This window comes from Roseovarius sp. 217, from assembly GCF_000152845.1.
GTDB lineage: Bacteria > Pseudomonadota > Alphaproteobacteria > Rhodobacterales > Rhodobacteraceae > Roseovarius.
In genome coordinates this window covers 50,293-67,122 of the sequence record NZ_CH902587.1, presented here as the reverse complement: position 1 = coordinate 67,122, position 16,830 = coordinate 50,293, and the positions used below count along the sequence as shown (strand labels likewise).

Sequence of the window (16,830 nt, the reverse complement as noted above, 5' to 3'; positions counted from 1 at the left end):
CCGGTGCCAAAGCAATCTCAAGACGTGATGCGCAAGAGGATCACCGAGGCGAAAAAAGCGAGTAGGCCGAAAGCAATACCGAAGCCTGTCGCGTATTGAAGTATATCCAGGCGGTTCCCTTTCCGCCGTTGCGCCAGATAGCCACCCCAGAGCGCCCCTCCGACAAAGCCTGCGAGCACCAGCATCACGATTCCTCCGATTTTGATTTTTCTGAATTGAAACGTCGTCTGGCCGATCCGACGGTAAAGGCTAAGGCCCAGACCGCACAGATGAGCGCCAGCGATGTCCAATCACCGAAACGTGCGTAAGGTGTGGGCGCAAGCGCTGTCGGCAGGCTGGCATCTATTACTCCAGTTTGTCCGATCTCGAGGCGCGCGATGATCTCTCCCTTGGCGTCGATTATCGCGGAAATCCCCGTGTTGGCCGCCCGGACCACAGGAAGCCCTTCTTCGACCGCGCGCATGCGCGCGGAGGCGAGGTGCTGCTCGGGGCCGATGCTGGTACCGAACCAGGCATCATTTGTGGCGTTGAATATCCAGTCGGGGCGAAAAAGGTCATCGACCACCTGGCCCGGAAAAATGATCTCGTAACAGATCGCCACCGCGACCAGAGGCGCACCCGGGATCGCCAGCGTACGTGGTCCTGGTCCTGGCGTGAAATCGCCCAAACCTTCGGTCAGCCGCTCGATCGGCAGCCAGCCTCTCAAGGGCACATACTCCCCGAACGGAACAAGATGATGTTTTGCATATCCCGTCAGAATTTCGCCGCTGCCGTCATAGGCCTGAACCGTGTTGAAATATCGAGTTCCCCCATCGCCCTCTACGCGGTCAGGCACACCTGTCAAAAGGATCCTGCCGTCTGGCAAAGCTGTAGATATCCGCGTGCGCGCTACGGTGTCCTCGTCCAGAAAACCGGGAAAGGCCGTTTCCGGCCACAGCAGCAGGTCGAAGCGTCCGGGTTGCGCAGACAGGCCCTGGTATTTTTCCAGCGTTCGCTCGCGGCTGCCCGGTGCCCACTTCTCGACTTGCGGCACATTGCCCTGGACGATGCGCAAAGCGATGTCCGTCGGCGGCACATCCGTCCCTGAACGCAGCGCGCCGCCACCCCAGAGGCCCATCACCGCAGCGGCGAAGAGCACGAGAACAGGCACGCGTCTGTTTGGTGCCGCCACAATCAACACACCGGGCAACAGCCCGATAAAGACCGTGAGAAAGCTTAGCCCATAGCTTCCGACCCAGGCGGCCGGTTGGCGCAGGGCGGCATGTTCGACAAGAGCATAAGCGGCAAGGTTCCAGGGAAACCCCGTCAGGACATGACCGCGCAGCCATTCTGCGGCAACCCAGCAGGTTGCAAGCAGAAGACTTGCCGTAATGCCGCCGACAGCACGGCGCTGCATGATGGTGGCAAATAACATCGCCGCAATCGCCGGGAATATGGCCAGTCCGGCGGACAGTCCCGCGACTGCCGGGATCGCAAGGGCACCGAAACGTTCGGCATCGACGTAGAAGCTCTCGGCGATCCAGGAAACTCCAAACCCGAACTGGCCCATTCCGAAGACCCAGCCGATGAAGAAGGCGGGCGCTGTCGAAACCTGCCGGAGGACGAGAAAGAATGCTGAGAAGGCGACCGGAACAACGATCAGCCATGAGAATGGTGGAAGGGTTAAAACCGTTAAACCGCCCGCTGCAAAGCTAATCCCTGATCGCAGGGGAATGTAACGGCCACGACCCGTCAGTGGTCGCAAGCCCGCCATCATGTGCCAGTTTTCAACTTGGCGCTCAACCAAGGGGCTATGAGCAGTAGGCCCACGCCACTGACCACGAAAACATCCGCCATGTTGAAGGCGGGCCAATGCGTGGATCCGACATAGAAATCGAGGAAGTCCGTCACACCCCGAAACCGGATGCGGTCGAGGACGTTGCCGAGCGCGCCACCGATAATCGCACCATAGGCGATAGCCTCGGCCCGGTTGTCAGTGCGCAATAACATGACAGTCAACCAGCCGCAGACCGCGAGGGCCAACACTGTAAGGCTCCACCATGGCGCTCCACCAAGTAATCCAAATGTCACGCCATCGTTGCGCAGGTAGATGAGATTGAAACCGGGAAAGACCGGAACTCCGGCGCTCAAATCTGCCGCATTGGCGACGACAATTGCTTTTGTCACCTGATCGACAAGAAAAGCAGTTCCAGCCGCAAAGAAACCTTGGAAATGGGACTGTTTCATCTCATCCTCCCAGCCATACATCGAGGAACAACATGATCACCAGGCCAACCGCGAGACCGAGTGTCGCCCTGTTTTGATGGCCAGAACGGTGGGTTTCGGGAATGATTTCGTGGCTGATGACGTAGAGCATCGCCCCGGCGGCGAAGGCGAGGCCCCATGGCAACAGCGGCTGCGAGATGCTGATGATCCCAGCCCCAAGAAGCCCGCCTACCGGCTCGACAAGACCTGTCAGGGCGGCAATGCCCCACGCACGGCGCCTGGAATATCCCTCACCAAGCAATGAGACCGCTACGGCGAGACCCTCGGGAGCGTTTTGCAGCCCAATGCCAATCGCAAGCGGCAAGCCACCAGAAAGACCGTCAGCCCCGAACCCGACACCAACGGCGAGTCCTTCGGGGAAATTGTGGATCGTGATCGCGATGATGAAGAGCCAGACGCGGCGCAGCGAAGCAGAGTCAGGGCCTTCCCGCCCCGACTTGAAATGCTCATGCGGCAGCCGTTCGTTCATCAGAGCGACCGCGCCCATGCCAAGCAAGATAGCAACACAAACGATGGCCGCCGGGAGAGCACCGTTGTCGAACTGTCCTTCGGCTGCATCGAGAGCCGGGATGATCAGCGAGAAAAACGATGCAGCGAGCATGACACCCGCTGCAAAGCCAAGTAGCAGATCGCGTGTAGCCCGGGATGGGATGCGCCCGAAAAGAACGGGGATCGCCCCGACCGCTGTCAGCGATCCGGCGGCCAGACTTCCTAGAAAGCCAAGGGTAATTGGGGAGAGGGGTTCCAAGCGTTGAGGTCTCGTCGATACGTCAGTCAGCGGCCGAATAACTGCTAAAGATCTCGGTCGATCCATCGCCGCGGATCAGGAAGACCTCATAAGCCTCTCGATCGTCTTCCGGTCCCATGCCCGGCGATCCATAGGGCATTCCGGGCACCGCCAACCCCACTGCATCTGGACGCTCATCCAACAAACGCTGAATGTCTGATGCCGGTACATGTCCTTCGATCACGTAGCCGTCGACCAAAGCCGTATGGCAGGAGACCATGCGCTGAGGCACGCCATTGTCGAGTTTGAAGCGCACAAGAGATCCCCCGAACATGTCCTCGCCTGTCGGCGCGAATCCGCTTTCCTCGAGGTGCTTCATCCAGGACAGACAACAGCCGCAGCCGTTTGTCTTCCGGACATCAATCTGGATCGCATCGGCGACCGCTTGCGCTGCGGGAAACAAGGCCAGCGTGACTGCAAGGGCGGGAGCCAGTCGTTTCATGGATTAAAGCCTTTCGGTTGTTGTTTGCACAAATTCGCTGGTGAGCCTCTCGGCCAGTAGCGAGCGTGCCTCAGCCAATCGCTCAAGTGCAGCCGTGTCATCCGCATCCCGCTCGGCCGCCTCTGCCAGTCTGTCGTCTGAGAGAGGATCGGTCGGGCGACCATCGACTAGAACCTCATAATGGAGATTTGGGCCGGTCGCGGTGCCGGTCGCACCGACGCGACCGATCATGTCTCCGGCCAAAACGCGCTGCCCTTGTTCGAGTGTGTCCGGCACCTCGCTGAGATGTGCGTATCGTGTCAGGGTGTCGGATCCATGCGCTATCTCCACCACCCGGCCATATCCACCACGACGTCCGATGAAGCTCACGCGTCCGGGTGCTGTCGCTTTCACCGGCGTACCGCGGGCCGCAGCAAAGTCGACGCCGGTGTGCATGCGCACATTCCCATAGACCGGGTGTCTGCGACGGCCAAAGACGGAACTCAGCCGCGCTCCTTCCACCGGTTGGGCAAAGACACGCAGGACCTCTCCATCGACATAGATCGTTGCTTCACCGCTGCCGTCATCCGGCCAGACGATCTCGTAGACCGTTTCACCAAGGTCCAGTGTGGCAAAGGCAAGTTCGGGCTGACCGATCCTCTCGTTTCCGTCGCGGGCTTCGCGCCAAAGAATACGCATCGTCTCGCCACCGGAAAGTTCGCGTCGAAAATCTACTGTGCCGCCCAGCATCTGCGCCATGTCGACCGCAAAACGAGCAGGGATGCCCGCCTTGTCCAAAGCCGCGAAGACAGAGCTTTCGATCACTGCCTCGCCCGCGAACGTCACCATTTCAGGGTCTGGCTCCAACACGCGTGTGACAAGTTCTTGACCAAAGACCGTTTCGATCCGCACCCCATCGTCAACTGCCAGTTCCACGCGGCTCGGATTTCCGTCCACCTTTGAGATCACAGTGATCTCATGGCCCGGGCGCAATCGGCGCAGGTCATATTCTGCACCAAGCGCGAGCGCGATTTCGGCACGCGCAGGCGCAGCGATACCCGCGTTCGCCAGGACCGCATCCAGCGTCTCGCCCGACGCGATCTCACGCGACCAGGTGATCAAAGGCGGTTCAATCTCGGGCAAGGCGGTTTCTGCGAAGACAGATTGCAAGAGCGGCAGAGGTCGCATTGGGCTAGCATTGTCGGCGTGAAATGCAGCGGGCGGTGTCACATCGTAGTCGGCGATCTGAGGCATCGAGAGCGGATCGGGAGTCCAGAGGGTCGCTTCAGCAATCGCAGGAGGCACTGGCTCTTTAGAAAGAACGCCAGAAATGGCGATGGCGGTCAGCGAAAAAGCGCCTGCGACCACAGCGCTCGCCAAAACAATTCTAATCTTCATGTTGCCCCCTCTACGACTTCTGTCAGTGCACGCCGGATCTTCGGCACTGCGAATTCTCTTGGCTCGTGATAGTCAATCATGGTGACGAGTTCACCCTTGGCATCGAACAGGAATACACTTGCCGTATGGTTCATTGTATAGTCGCCGCCTTCGGTCGGGACGCGCTCATACGAGGCACGAAATCCTTCTGCAGCGCGGGCAACCTGGTTTGCCGGCCCAGTCCAGCCGCGAATAGCCGGATGAAAATAGCCGACATATTCGGCCATGGCCTCGACCGTGTCCCGCTCCGGATCGACTGTGATGAAGACCACGTTCATCCGCGCGGCTTCGTCCCCGAGATCTTCAAGCCAACCTGAGATATCCGATAACGTCGTGGGGCAGACATCCGGGCAGTAGGTGAACCCAAAAAACACCATGGTCGGGCGTCCGATCAGGGTTTCCGGGCCCACTTCATTGCCTTCGTGATCGGTCAGTCGGAAATCCATCGCCGACAGGGGGAGAGGCCTTTGGCCGGCCGGTTTTGGTGCACCGGGACCGTCCACGCGCCACCAGCCGACGCCGAGCATCAGAGCGACAGCGCCTACACCGGCTGCACCGTATTGGACCACATGCCGACGCTGCATCAGCTCTCCGGCCCGCGCGCGGCGATCCCCAGAATTGGGACCTCAACAGTCACTTCACCACCGTCCGAGAACGTCAGTGTCAGTGGGAAGGTCTCGCCTTCGATCATCGGGTTTTGCAGCTTCATGAGCATGGCGTGCAGCCCTCCCGGTTCCAATGCTACGCTTTGGCCCGGTTCAATCGTGATTTCGTCAGCAGGCGCCATAGAACTGACGCCGTCGGCGTTGGTTTTCGTCTCATGGATCTGGGGCATCACGGCCAGTGGTGTTGTAAGCCCGGTCAGCGTGACCGTGTCTTCACCGGTGTTGCGCACAGTCATATAGGCCGCACCAGGGCGGTTGACCCCGATTGAAGCACGGGACCACGCGTTTTCGACGACCACATCCTCCGAACCGGCAAATGCCGGAGTCGACATGCCCGAGAGTAGCAAGACAAGGGGCAAACCATTGATGTAAGATCGTTTTGTCATGAAGAATTCTCCTGTATCTGGCCGAGCATCAACTTTGGCTGGCCGCAACTTCCGCAGCCACCAGTCGCCGCAGTTCGGCCTCACCGAACGGGTCTAATGGCTTGGCGTTGACAAAGAACGTGGGCGTTTGTCGCACGCCTACCGCTTCGACATCAGCGCGGTCCTGATTGAGCACCGCCACGACACCGGGGGCCAGCATCTGTGTCCGAGCAGCTTCGACATCCAGACCACCGCTTGCGGCAATCTCAAGGATCAAACCCGGTGCCGGAGTGCCATGGGACGCCCATCGCGGCTGCTCGCGCAGGACCGCTTCCAGCACGGGTTCGAACACATCCTGCATCCGCGCAGCTTCGAGAACACGGATCGCTTCCACCGAAGCGTCCCCGTGAAACGCGGTGTATCGAATTACGACACGGATCGCATCACCGTGCTCAGCCATGATCTCTTTGACCACGGGATAGAATGCGCGGCATGCCTCGCAAGCTGGATCGAAAAACTCGACAATCGTGACAGGTGCCGTTTCGGGGCCGAGGATCGGGGAATAGGGCCGGATCAGCACATCGTTCACTTCGGGCGCGACAGGGACTGCCTCTGCCATGGGTTGGGGGCGGGTGGCATACCAGGCCGCGCCGCCAAAACCTGCGGCGCCAACAGCCAGAACGGATAGAACGAGGCCGCGTCGATTCATGTTTGTTTTTCCTTCAGTGAAAGGGCCGACAGCATCCCGATCATCGTGAAGGCGACAAGCGCCAACAGCGGAATCGGAATGCCGAAGACCACCTGGTTGTCGTCGGTACAAGAGGGGCCGGTCGCCGTGCAGGGCTGGATCGCCTCGGGGATCAGCCCGACATAGAGGCCGATGTGATACAACGCCACTGCCGCCCCCCCAAGCGCCAGCGCAACGCCATAGCGCCCCACGCGGGGATCCTGCCACCACAGCCCGAGCCCAAGAACGATAGCCAGGGGGAACATGAAGGCGCGCTGGAACCAGCAAAGGACGCAAGGCGTTTGACCAAGCACCTCGCCAATAAAGAGCACGGCAAGCGATGCGATAAGCGCAATGATCCAAGCAAGAACAAGGGCCGCTTCTCCGGAAAGGCGGGTCATGGCAATCAGATCCTCTTTCTCAGATCCGCAAGGATCTCTTCGGCGGGTGTGCCGTAGGGCCAGGAATTGGCGAAGCCCGCCCGCGGATCAAAAAGAAACAGGTGCGATGTGTGCCCCATTGTGTATCCACCCGGCGCGGTGGCCTCCTCGATCCTCTCAAAGAAAATTGGGAAGGTCTCGGATGTTGCGGCGATTTGCTCCGGCGTGCCGGTCAGCCCGATGATCCCTGCGTCGAACAGGGGCACATACTCGGCAAGTGCCATCAGCGTATCCCGCTCCGGATCAATCGTTATGAAAATCGGCTGGACCTTTGCCGCCTCGTCGCCCAAGCCCTCCATCACGGCCGCGACTTCGGACAGTGTTGTCGGACATACGTCGGGGCAATTGGTGAAGCCGAAGAAGACCAACATCCAGCGACCTTTGAAATCTTCCTCCGTTTGGATCATGCCGCGATGATCGGTCAGTTCGAAATCAGCGAAGAGCGGTGGTTCATCCTCGGCTCGGGCAAGGTCGGCACGATAGTCGGACCATAGCAACAGCCAGATGAAAGCGAACGCTGCCACGCCCGCAAACACCCACAATACCTTTTGAAGACCTGAAAGCCTCACGCCGCTCCGCCCGAAATTGATTCTATGTTTTGTGTGTGTTTACATCCTCTAGCTACTGTAGGTTCAAGCATGATTCTGCATCTGCGACAGCGCGTCACGCACCTGTGAAGTGAAGGACCACCGGCTGACGCCGGAGGCATCACTTGGAGGAATGTAATTCCAGGTACTGCTTGATGACGTCGTCAGTCACGTTCCCCGATGTGGTGGAGAAATAGCCGCGCGCCCAAAAGCGTCTGCCCCAGTACCGCTTGCGCAGATCTGGGAACTCCATCTGGATTCGGCGGGATGAGCGGCCCTTGATGCGCTGCATGACATCGGACAGGGACAACTTCGGCGGAGTAGACAGGAACATGTGGACATGATCGCGTGCCAAAACGCCTTTTACGATATGGACACCCAGTTCGTCGCAAGTCTGGATGATGATTATACGGATCCGCTCGCGCATTGCGCCATGCAGAACCTTGTACCGGTACTTCGTAGCCCACACGACATGGTATCTGTGATAAAATCGCGTGTGCGCGGATGACGAGTAGCGCATGATCTTCCTCCCCGGAATTTGAAGCCATACTCCTTCGGGGCTTCAAATTCCGGGGAGGAAGATCAGAACAGATTCGCGGAAGCGGACCGGCTGGAAGCCGGTGGCTTCGATCCATTAGGTGGAAAGTCAATGTTCACTATTCAGCGCTTCAAAACCTGCCAACACTCAGTTTTCCCCTATTTCGTCTGACTCTAAGGGTGGCCATCAAGGGAAAATCCGAGCAGATTCCACTGAGTCAGATGCTTGAGGAAAACGGTCCCGCACACATTAAGCTGACAATCAGATGCACTGCAAGCATGGGTCATTTTCAAAGTTATCAGTTCAAAATAATGCTTGAACCTACAGCTACTGTAGGAGCTATGAACGTTGCGAATCATTGATGGGGTCCTGCTCACGGCATGCAAGCACGAAATACTTCAACCCGCTTGGTTTTCCGCCCGCTTTCACCCCATTTGCGATCCACCGAAGCGCAATGGGATACTCGAAGATCATGCTGAATTCAGCCGATGCGGGAACTTTGTCCGGCTAGGATGCAGAAGCGCTACTCAGGGAGATAGAAAAATGACGCCTGAAATCGGACAATTCGCACTGATCTTGGCGCTTGCTGTCGCGATGGTCCAAAGCATCCTGCCGATTGTCGGGGCAAGCACTGGGCGCGTGCTTTGGATGGAAAGCGCCAAAACGACTGCCGCGCTTCAGGTGACGCTGGTTGCCATAGCGTTCGGCGCACTCATGCGATCTTTTGTTGTCAGTGACTTCACAGTCCGCAACGTAGTGGAGAATTCCCACTCGCTGAAGCCGATGCTCTTCAAGGTTGCGGGCACCTGGGGCAGCCACGAAGGGTCTCTACTTCTATGGACTCTTATTCTCGTTATTTTCGGGGCTGGAGTCGCGCTGCTGGGCAGAAACATTCCGGCGGGTCTCAAGGCACGAACGTTGTCCGTTCAAGCCTGGATCAGCATCGGCTTCCTGAGCTTCATGCTTTTCACGTCCAATCCGTTTGATCGGGTTTTCCCGCCGCCTCTAGATGGCACGGATCTCAACCCGCTTCTGCAGGACATCGGGTTGGCGATGCATCCCCCACTCTTATATTTCGGGTATGTCGGCTTCTCTATCGTATTTTCCTTCGCAGTCGCGGCTCTGATAGAGGGTCGGGTGGATCCTGCGTGGGCACGTTGGGTGCGGCCCTGGACATTGACGGCCTGGATCAGCCTCACTGCAGGGATCGCCCTCGGCTCTTGGTGGGCTTACTACGAACTTGGCTGGGGCGGCTGGTGGTTTTGGGATCCGGTTGAAAACGCATCCTTCATGCCATGGCTTCTGGGCACTGCACTTCTGCACTCCGCTATTGTCACGGAAAAGCGGGATACGTTCAAAAGTTGGACTATACTTCTGGCGATCCTGACCTTTTCACTGTCACTTCTGGGGACATTTATCGTCCGGTCTGGCATTTTGACATCTGTTCACGCGTTTGCGGTTGACCCTGCGCGCGGCGTGTACATTCTCGGCCTTCTTGGTGTGACAATTGTGGGATCTCTGACGCTCTACGCATGGCGCGCGCCTCAGCTTGGATCGGGTGGCGTCTTTCGGCCAATCAGCCGCGAGGCTGGGCTTTTGCTCAACAACCTTCTGCTTGCGACCGCAACAGCGACGGTTCTTTTTGGAACACTCTATCCATTGTTTGTGGAAGCGGTGACTGAAGAAAAAATATCAGTTGGTCCACCATATTTCAACGCGACGTTTATTCCCTTCATGCTGCCCCTCGTCATCATCATGGGAGTTGGCCCGTTCCTTTCCTGGAAACGCGCTGATCTGCCCGGAATCTGGCAGCGGCTGCGTTGGGTTTTTGGTGTCGCGATTGGTGTTGCAGGGATCGTTTGGTACTTTCAAACAGACGGGCCACTGCTTGCTGTGGTCTCAATAGGGATTGCCGCCTGGGTTTTTGTTGCGACGTTGCGCGAATGGGCAATGCGCATCAAGCTCTTTGATCTACCGCTTTCTCAGTCTCTGCGTCGCGCGCGCAACCTGCCGCGCGCTGCGCACGGTATGACCCTCGCGCATCTTGGCGTTGCAATGCTTGTGCTTGGGTTCGTAGGTTCAACTGCCTGGAAGGAAGAACGTGTGCTATTCGCAGAACCGGGGACGACCGTGGAAATTGCCGGTTTTGAGGTGATATTCGACGGCGTCGAACAGTTGCGTGGTCCAAACTACATCGCACAACAAGGCCAGCTTCGCGTCTTGAAAGATGGGAGTGAGATTGCGAAGCTGCATCCGGAGCGCAGAAGTTATCCGGTCGCGGGCACTTCCACAACCGAATCTGCAATCCGATCAACCCTCGTCGGAGATCTCTACGTCACCATCAGTGAGCCCGCGGCCGATACGGCGTCGGGCGAATGGAATTTGCGCATTCTCTACGAGCCACTGGTCAACTGGATATGGATCGGAGCCACGATGCTGGTGCTTGGCGGGTCCCTTTCGCTATCGGATCGCAGGTTGCGGGTGGGAGCGCCGTCGCCAAAGAGCCAGTCGTCTGCGCTTCAGCCGGCGGAATGATATGATGAAGAAAATCCTTCTCGCGATCCCTGCGCTGGTCGCAGTAGTCTTGGGTGGTTTTTTGTTCTGGGGACTCAACCCTGACCGAGATCCTAATGCAATTCCTTCTGCTTTAATCTCCGATCCAGTACCGAATTTTGAACTGCCACCAGTAGATGGCACGAAGACACCCGGCCTTTCAGCCGCAGCCCTTCGCAGCATTGGCGAGCCGTTTTTGGTCAATGTATTCGCTTCATGGTGCGTGCCATGCCGTGCTGAGCATGCGGTGCTCTCCCGGTTTGTCGAACAGGACGGTATCCGGCTGATGGGGATCAACTACATGGACAAACCAGCAGATGCAGCCAATTGGCTGGATGAACTTGGCAACCCCTATGAGAGGATCGGATCAGACAGCGAAGGCCGCGTCGGGATTGAGTGGGGTATCTCCGGCGTGCCGGAGACTTTTGTGATCGATGGAATGGGGATCGTTGTCTATCGCTATGTTGGTCCCATCGTGACGCCAGAGGCACAGGCTGAAATTCGTGCTGCGTTGGCCGCAGCAGGTGGTCAATCATGAAAGGTTGGCTCGGTTCACTGGTGCTGGTGCTAGCGCTTTCCGCGACATCATCTGTGTGGGCAGTTGAACCCGATGAGCTGTTGGATGATCCGGTGCTGGAAATGCGCGCCCGGGAGCTCTCAAAGCAACTGCGCTGCGTTGTCTGTCAAAATCAAGATATCGACAGCTCAAATGCAGGTGTTGCCAGAACAATGCGCACGTTGCTGCGCGAACGCCTGATTGCAGGTGATACAGATGGCGAGATCACCGCATTTTTCGTAGATCGCTATGGTGATTTCGTCCTGTTCCAACCAAGGCTCAAACCCGCTACGTATCTGTTGTGGTTCGGACCTGCAGTTCTTTTTGCCATTGGGATTGGTGTTGTTCTAGTCACACTCCGGCGCCGAAGCACTGCGGTTCTTGATGGCGCTACTGATCCACTGAGTCCAGATGAAGAGCGTGAGTTCGAGGCCATTTTTCATAAAGATGAAGGACAGAAATATCCATGATTTGGTTGGTGTTTAGCGCGATGGCATCCATCACTGCCCTCCTGTTCTTGTCCGGTCTCTTTCGAACGGGCGAAGGCCTGAACAGAAAGGATGGGGCTTTGGCAATCCTCAAGGATCAGCTTTCCGAAATTGATGCTGATCAAGAGCGGAACCTGATTTCCGGTACCGAAGCCGCTGCGGCAAAGGTTGAAATCAAACGGCGCATTCTGGCCGCTGGTCGGCTTGCGATACGCAGGTCGTCGTGCGCAAGTGGGCGAAGCACCATCCTCGCATCGGCCATTGTCGTACCGTTGGTCGCCTTCGCTCTGTATTCGCAAATCGGCTCTCCGCACATCGAAAGCCAGCCTCTGGCGTCTCGCGCATCTGAAATCCTGGAAGCCGCAAACCTCGCAGAGTTGACCCAGAAATTAAAAACTCGTCTTGAAGCAGACGAGTCTGGTGGACCAAGCGATGGTTGGCTTCTGCTCGGTCAGACCTACATGCGCATGGCTCGCTACAATGATGCCGTGGATGCATTCGAACACGTCGCCGTTCGCGATAATGCGGGTATTGCTGCTCTATTACAGTTTGCCGAGTCTCTGATCGCAGCCGAGAACGGAGTGGTGACGCCGCAAGCGGAAAGAGTGATCGAACGGGCACTAGAGATGGACGCTGACGATCCGGGCGCGATTTTCTTCAGGGCCCAAGCCCTCGAACAGAATGGGGTTCCAGATGAAGCTCGGGCGCTTTTGATCGATCGTCTCAAGAGAGCGGATCGCGCCTATCCGTGGATGGAGGTTTTCGTCTCTTTCGCCAACCGGTTGGGAGAACAGGTCGAGAAATATCCTGTAAATCTCGCTGACTTTCTGCCAGAACCGCAGGATGTGCGTGGTCCCAGCGCGGCCGACATCGAGGCCGCCCAGAATATGCCAGTCGAGGAGCGCAGGGCTTTTGTCCGCTCCATGGTTGACCGCTTGGCGGCGCGATTGTTGGATGACCCAGACAATCTTGAAGGATGGCTTCGGCTTGCGGAGGCGTACAGTGTATTGGGCAACATTGATGCTGCTCAGAACGCTGCCAACAAAGCGCGCAACTTGGCAGAAAGCCTTCCGGAAACCGATCCTACGCGTGCCGCTATCACGGCCCGATTGGATCGGATCAAAAAATAGATTTGGGCCACGAGGTCACCGATACAAGAGCACTTTCTCCTCTCCTAAAACCAAACCGTTGCAATTTCTGCCTCTCTTGAGCAATGCAACGGTGCCGTTTCATCGTTTTGGGACAGCGCTGAGATTAGCAGTCGACAGCGCTTCGAGAACGGCATCCACGGATAGCAATTCGGATAAAATGATACCTTCAGGCGCATCTGGACCGTAAACGATGTTGAACGGAATTGCGTATCGGCCGTGCGCCTCGAGATAGGATTGGACTGTCGCGTCCGGTCGCGTCCAATCCGCGCGCATCGCAATCACGCCTTCCCCGCCAAGTGCTCCAAAAACTGGTTCACGATCCAGGACCAGCGTCTTGTTTGCTTTGCAAGTAATGCACCAATCCGCAGTAACGTCCACGAATACAGTTTTGCCCTGCGACACTTCACGCGCGATCCGGGACCGATCGAACTCGACCCAGTATGAAGCACTTGAGTTTGTTGCGTCAGCGGGCCTATTAGGCAGCAGTGCAGGGGCCGCCAATGTCATGCCTAAAATTGCGGTCATCCCCCACAGCAAACCTCTACGGGGCTGGACCTGATAGGCTCTTGCAGTCGGTACGATAAGCCCAAGGCCCAACAGCACCAAGCCTGTGAGGGTTGGCGACGTTACACCAATCAAGACCCAGCATAGCCATACAACGGTTCCGGCAAGCAACAATCCGAGAACAATCTTTAAGCTCATCATCCAGGGTCCCGGTTTGGGCAGTCGGGAGAGGAAACCAGGCCAAACGGCAGTCAGAATATATGGCAGTGCAAGCCCAATCCCCATCGCCGTGAAAACCGCAAGTATATCTCCTGCCGTGCCGGAAAGGGCGAAGGCAATGGCTGTTCCCAGCAAAGGGGCGGAACAAGGCGTTGCAAGTACCGCAGTCAGTGCGCCGGTGGAGAAGTCTTCGACATACCCCCGCCCAAAGCGGCCAGATAGCCGAGCCATCCAGCTACTTGGCAAGGACACTTCAAAAATTCCGAACAAGTTTGCTGAGAAGAGTCCAACAACGAGGATGAGTGCGATCAGAAAATATGCATTCTGAAATTGCATACCCCATCCAACGGCATATCCGAGCGTCTGAAGCGTTATGATCGAAAAGGCCAGCACCCACATGAAAGCAACAGTTCCGCCAGCCGTGGCGAGAAATCCGGCGCGCAATTGTGAGACGGAGCGATCCTCATTTCGGAGCGCCGATCCGAATTTAATCGATAGAACCGGCAAGACGCACGGCATTATGTTCAGGATCAAACCTCCCAGGAAAGACAGCAGTATAATAAGGAAGAACTTAACGTTATCCTGACTGGTTTCGGATACGTAGGGTGGAGAAGGCGCCAAGTCGGTGGTGTTCACATCATCGAATGTCACCGCGACGTCCTCGTCTACGACGGTAATTCGAAGGGAGGATTGTTCCTCGCTCAACGCAAGAATTGGGAAGCTTGCCCAAAGACCTGTTCGATCATCTGTGAGTCGGATATCGGGCGCGCCGAATACAGTGCCTGCACCAAATTCTGGAAAAACATCGGGATTGTTCCAGCCAGAAGGCCGCGTCATCTGAATAACCAAAGCTTGACCCTGCTTCAGCGCTGCGCCCGAGATCGCTATTGCACTTTCTGTTCCTGCGACAGGTACGCGAGCGGCCCATATCGCGATTTCGGTCGCGGCTTTAGCGTCGACGCCGGATCCCAATGGAACAGGGAGAGTCAGTTCAAACCTTTCCGGAACGCACACATTGGAGCAGATCAGCAGATTGACGATTGCCTTCAGCTCGGCTGACCTATCAGAGTTCACAAGCTGCAGTTGTAACGGAAATGTCACTTGCTTGGCGTAGCCGAAGTTTTCAATTCCGAAGGCTCGGAACCGCGTGGGTGCAGGCCAAAGGATTTCGACGTCTTCCAGGTTTGTGGACTCCTCCCAATCGATCTCCGGCGGCAGGCCAACCTCGCCCGGCGACCGCCAGTACGCTTTCCATCCTTCCTCCAGTTCAATCTTCAAACCCGCCGAAAGGAACCGCGACCCTGGGGCGATTCCCGCTTCCGCGACGATCAAGCGCGCAGTCAGTGCTTCGGAACGATATGCATTGGATTCCAAGGCGCGAACAGGGCTTGCCACTAAAACAAGAAAGAGTGCGAGACTGACAAGCAATCCTGACAAGGCTATACGCATATTCTGACCTCTTTTTTCTTCGCGCTCGGTCTCGGGAAGTTCCTGTAACGTGCTATTTCCTAATGCCTTTTGACGCCGTCAACCCCTTGTGCAGTGAGCCCATCCAAGAGTCCGAGTAACTGGGCAACAGCGCTGTTCGTTTGAACCTCCTGTACAACAGCCGTTCTTTTGAGAACAAATTTGATCCGCTCTCCATGTGGTCGCATTTGTAGGCTAGGGCCCCTTAAAGTTCAGTCATCAACCAGCTGTTCACGGTACTTCCGATAGGGAGCCTGTCGAGAGTCGAAGCTGGGCGATACAATAGTCAGCCCACAGGAACAGCCAGATGGAAACGAACGCGGCCACGCCCGCAAGCACCCACAATACATTTTGAAGACCTGAAAGCCTCACACCGCTCCGCCCGAAATTGATTCTATGTTTCTGTGGGTCTACATCCTCTAGCTACTGTAGGTTCAAGCGCGATTGTCATCGATCGGCCAACAATCACCGATCTGTGAAACTCAGGTGAAGCTTGTGATGCGCACTGCATAAAGCTACACCCACTGTAGGTAATGTGGAGAGCCTGAAATGCTGACGATTGGGACGCTTGCGAAGAAGACCGGAACGAAAGTGCAGACCATCCGATATTACGAGCAGATCGGGCTCATGCCTGAGCCCGGCAGGACCGAGGGGGGCCAACGCCGCTATGGCAATGCCGAACTCGACCGTCTTTCGTTCGTGCGGCACGCACGGCAACTGGGGTTCTCGCTGGATGCGATCCGCGAACTGCTTGATCTCAGCGACCATCCAGGAAAGTCCTGCGCAGAGGCGGATGCAATTGCCCGTCGACAGCTTAAGCAAGTGGAGCAACGACTGGCTCGGCTAGAGGCGCTGCGCACGGAGTTGAAGCGGATGGTGCATGAGTGCAGCGGCGGACAGACTTCTGATTGCCGTGTGCTCGAGGTGCTGCGCGACCATTCCGAATGCCTGACAGAGCATGAGGACATTGGCGCCTGAGCTATTTTGACCACCTTTGATCGGAACACAAGAAGCCCGGTGTTAGTTACTCATTGGCAATTCACTGAAATGGGACACCCGGCATGGCGGAGCAGAAAAACGCATCGGAAAGACGCACACTCTGGATCGTGCTGGGTCTCAACATCGGGCTGGCAATCGCTTTCTTCGCCTCGGGCGCATTCGGCGATTCAAGCGCGCTTATCGCCAATGGGCTCGACAATCTGTCGGATAGTTTCGTCTATGCAATCAGCCTCTTTGCACTGTCTCGTTCCGCCACATGGAAGAGCGGAGCGGCTAATGTTTCGGGCGGCCTGCTGATCCTCTTCGCCCTTGGCATCCTTTATGACGCCTGGCGCCGCTACGTTGGCGGATCGGATCCTATTGGCATCATCATGATCATCATGGCGCTGGTAGCGGCGGCGATCAACGCACTTTGCGTTTGGTTGTTGGCGCGGCTTCGCGATCCAGACGTGAACATCCGAGCGGCGAATACGTTCAGTTGGAACGACTTCGCGGCCAATCTCGGAATCGTCGCCGCAGGAGGGCTCGTGGCCTGGCTCGGTACGAACTGGCCGGACCTTGTGGTGGGCGTGATTGTCGCCGGTATCGCGGCCTGGGGTGGCGTCGGAATCCTGAAAGACGCGCATGGTGAACACCACAAGGCAAAGCACAATGACGACCA

General features: G+C 57.1%; 19 protein-coding genes. 6 read left to right on the top strand and 13 right to left on the bottom strand.

Going from position 1 to position 16,830, the window contains the following annotated elements; translation table 11 throughout:
* Window positions 1–17: 17 nt before the first annotated feature.
* From ROS217_RS24530 to tnpA, 12 genes are all read right to left on the bottom strand, one after another.
* Window positions 18–185 carry a hypothetical protein gene (locus ROS217_RS24530; RefSeq protein WP_005641387.1) on the bottom strand — a complete coding sequence of 56 codons (168 nt, stop codon included), beginning with the start codon at window positions 183–185 and terminating at the stop codon, window positions 18–20.
* Window positions 185–1,756: an apolipoprotein N-acyltransferase gene (gene lnt, locus ROS217_RS22560; RefSeq protein ID WP_050766506.1), complete on the bottom strand. Its 1,572-nt coding sequence runs from the start codon at window positions 1,754–1,756 to the stop codon at window positions 185–187. Before lnt ends, ROS217_RS24530 begins: the two co-directional genes overlap by 1 nt.
* A complete protein-coding gene (gene lspA / locus ROS217_RS22555) occupies window positions 1,753–2,247 on the bottom strand; it encodes a signal peptidase II (protein ID WP_009820121.1) in 495 nt (164 codons plus the stop codon). The genes lnt and lspA overlap by 4 nt, the downstream gene beginning before the upstream one ends.
* Window positions 2,228–3,013, bottom strand: a complete 786-nt coding sequence (locus tag ROS217_RS22550; RefSeq protein ID WP_040652270.1) for a ZIP family metal transporter — start codon at window positions 3,011–3,013, stop codon at window positions 2,228–2,230. The genes lspA and ROS217_RS22550 overlap by 20 nt, the downstream gene beginning before the upstream one ends.
* 22 nt (window positions 3,014–3,035) lie before the next feature.
* Window positions 3,036–3,494: a DUF411 domain-containing protein gene (locus tag ROS217_RS22545; RefSeq protein WP_009820119.1), complete on the bottom strand. Its 459-nt coding sequence runs from the start codon at window positions 3,492–3,494 to the stop codon at window positions 3,036–3,038.
* A gap of 3 nt (window positions 3,495–3,497) precedes the next feature.
* The gene (locus ROS217_RS22540; RefSeq protein ID WP_009820118.1) at window positions 3,498–4,871 is read right to left on the bottom strand and encodes a M23 family metallopeptidase; all 1,374 of its coding nucleotides are present in this window, start codon (window positions 4,869–4,871) and stop codon (window positions 3,498–3,500) included.
* Window positions 4,868–5,494, bottom strand: a complete 627-nt coding sequence (locus ROS217_RS22535; RefSeq protein WP_009820117.1) for an SCO family protein — start codon at window positions 5,492–5,494, stop codon at window positions 4,868–4,870. The genes ROS217_RS22540 and ROS217_RS22535 overlap by 4 nt, the downstream gene beginning before the upstream one ends.
* A complete protein-coding gene (locus ROS217_RS22530) occupies window positions 5,494–5,961 on the bottom strand; it encodes a copper chaperone PCu(A)C (RefSeq protein ID WP_040652268.1) in 468 nt (155 codons plus the stop codon). The genes ROS217_RS22535 and ROS217_RS22530 overlap by 1 nt, the downstream gene beginning before the upstream one ends.
* 28 nt (window positions 5,962–5,989) lie before the next feature.
* The gene (locus tag ROS217_RS22525; protein WP_009820115.1) at window positions 5,990–6,649 is read right to left on the bottom strand and encodes a DsbA family protein; all 660 of its coding nucleotides are present in this window, start codon (window positions 6,647–6,649) and stop codon (window positions 5,990–5,992) included.
* A complete protein-coding gene (locus tag ROS217_RS22520; protein ID WP_009820114.1) occupies window positions 6,646–7,068 on the bottom strand; it encodes a disulfide bond formation protein B in 423 nt (140 codons plus the stop codon). The genes ROS217_RS22525 and ROS217_RS22520 overlap by 4 nt, the downstream gene beginning before the upstream one ends.
* 5 nt (window positions 7,069–7,073) lie before the next feature.
* Window positions 7,074–7,649: an SCO family protein gene (locus ROS217_RS22515; RefSeq protein ID WP_009820113.1), complete on the bottom strand. Its 576-nt coding sequence runs from the start codon at window positions 7,647–7,649 to the stop codon at window positions 7,074–7,076.
* A gap of 166 nt (window positions 7,650–7,815) precedes the next feature.
* Window positions 7,816–8,214 (bottom strand): IS200/IS605 family transposase, encoded by a 399-nt coding sequence (gene tnpA, locus ROS217_RS22510; RefSeq protein ID WP_009820112.1) that lies wholly within the window; start codon window positions 8,212–8,214, stop codon window positions 7,816–7,818.
* Between the two features lie 561 nt (window positions 8,215–8,775).
* On the opposite strand from tnpA, the gene ROS217_RS22505 reads away from it, so the two are divergent.
* From ROS217_RS22505 to ccmI, 4 genes are read left to right on the top strand one after another with little or no spacing between them, the layout of a single operon-like run.
* On the top strand, window positions 8,776–10,767 hold the full coding sequence (locus tag ROS217_RS22505; RefSeq protein ID WP_009820111.1) for a heme lyase CcmF/NrfE family subunit: 1,992 nt from the start codon (window positions 8,776–8,778) through the stop codon (window positions 10,765–10,767).
* A gap of 1 nt (window position 10,768) precedes the next feature.
* Window positions 10,769–11,323 carry a DsbE family thiol:disulfide interchange protein gene (locus tag ROS217_RS22500; protein ID WP_441295885.1) on the top strand — a complete coding sequence of 185 codons (555 nt, stop codon included), beginning with the start codon at window positions 10,769–10,771 and terminating at the stop codon, window positions 11,321–11,323.
* Complete coding sequence (locus tag ROS217_RS22495; protein WP_009820109.1) at window positions 11,320–11,811, top strand: cytochrome c-type biogenesis protein; 492 nt, start codon at window positions 11,320–11,322, stop codon at window positions 11,809–11,811. The genes ROS217_RS22500 and ROS217_RS22495 overlap by 4 nt, the downstream gene beginning before the upstream one ends.
* Complete coding sequence (gene ccmI, locus ROS217_RS22490) at window positions 11,808–12,959, top strand: c-type cytochrome biogenesis protein CcmI (RefSeq protein WP_009820108.1); 1,152 nt, start codon at window positions 11,808–11,810, stop codon at window positions 12,957–12,959. The genes ROS217_RS22495 and ccmI overlap by 4 nt, the downstream gene beginning before the upstream one ends.
* A 99-nt stretch (window positions 12,960–13,058) precedes the next feature.
* On the opposite strand, the gene ROS217_RS22485 is transcribed toward ccmI, so the two are convergent.
* Window positions 13,059–15,152 (bottom strand): protein-disulfide reductase DsbD family protein, encoded by a 2,094-nt coding sequence (locus tag ROS217_RS22485; protein WP_009820107.1) that lies wholly within the window; start codon window positions 15,150–15,152, stop codon window positions 13,059–13,061.
* Window positions 15,153–15,719: 567 nt separating this feature from the next.
* Here ROS217_RS22485 and ROS217_RS22480 point away from each other — a divergent pair.
* Window positions 15,720–16,148 (top strand): MerR family transcriptional regulator, encoded by a 429-nt coding sequence (locus ROS217_RS22480; RefSeq protein ID WP_009820106.1) that lies wholly within the window; start codon window positions 15,720–15,722, stop codon window positions 16,146–16,148.
* 83 nt (window positions 16,149–16,231) lie between these two features.
* Window positions 16,232–16,830: cation transporter (locus ROS217_RS22475; RefSeq protein WP_009820105.1), on the top strand; the 599-nt coding region annotated here is incomplete at its 3' end.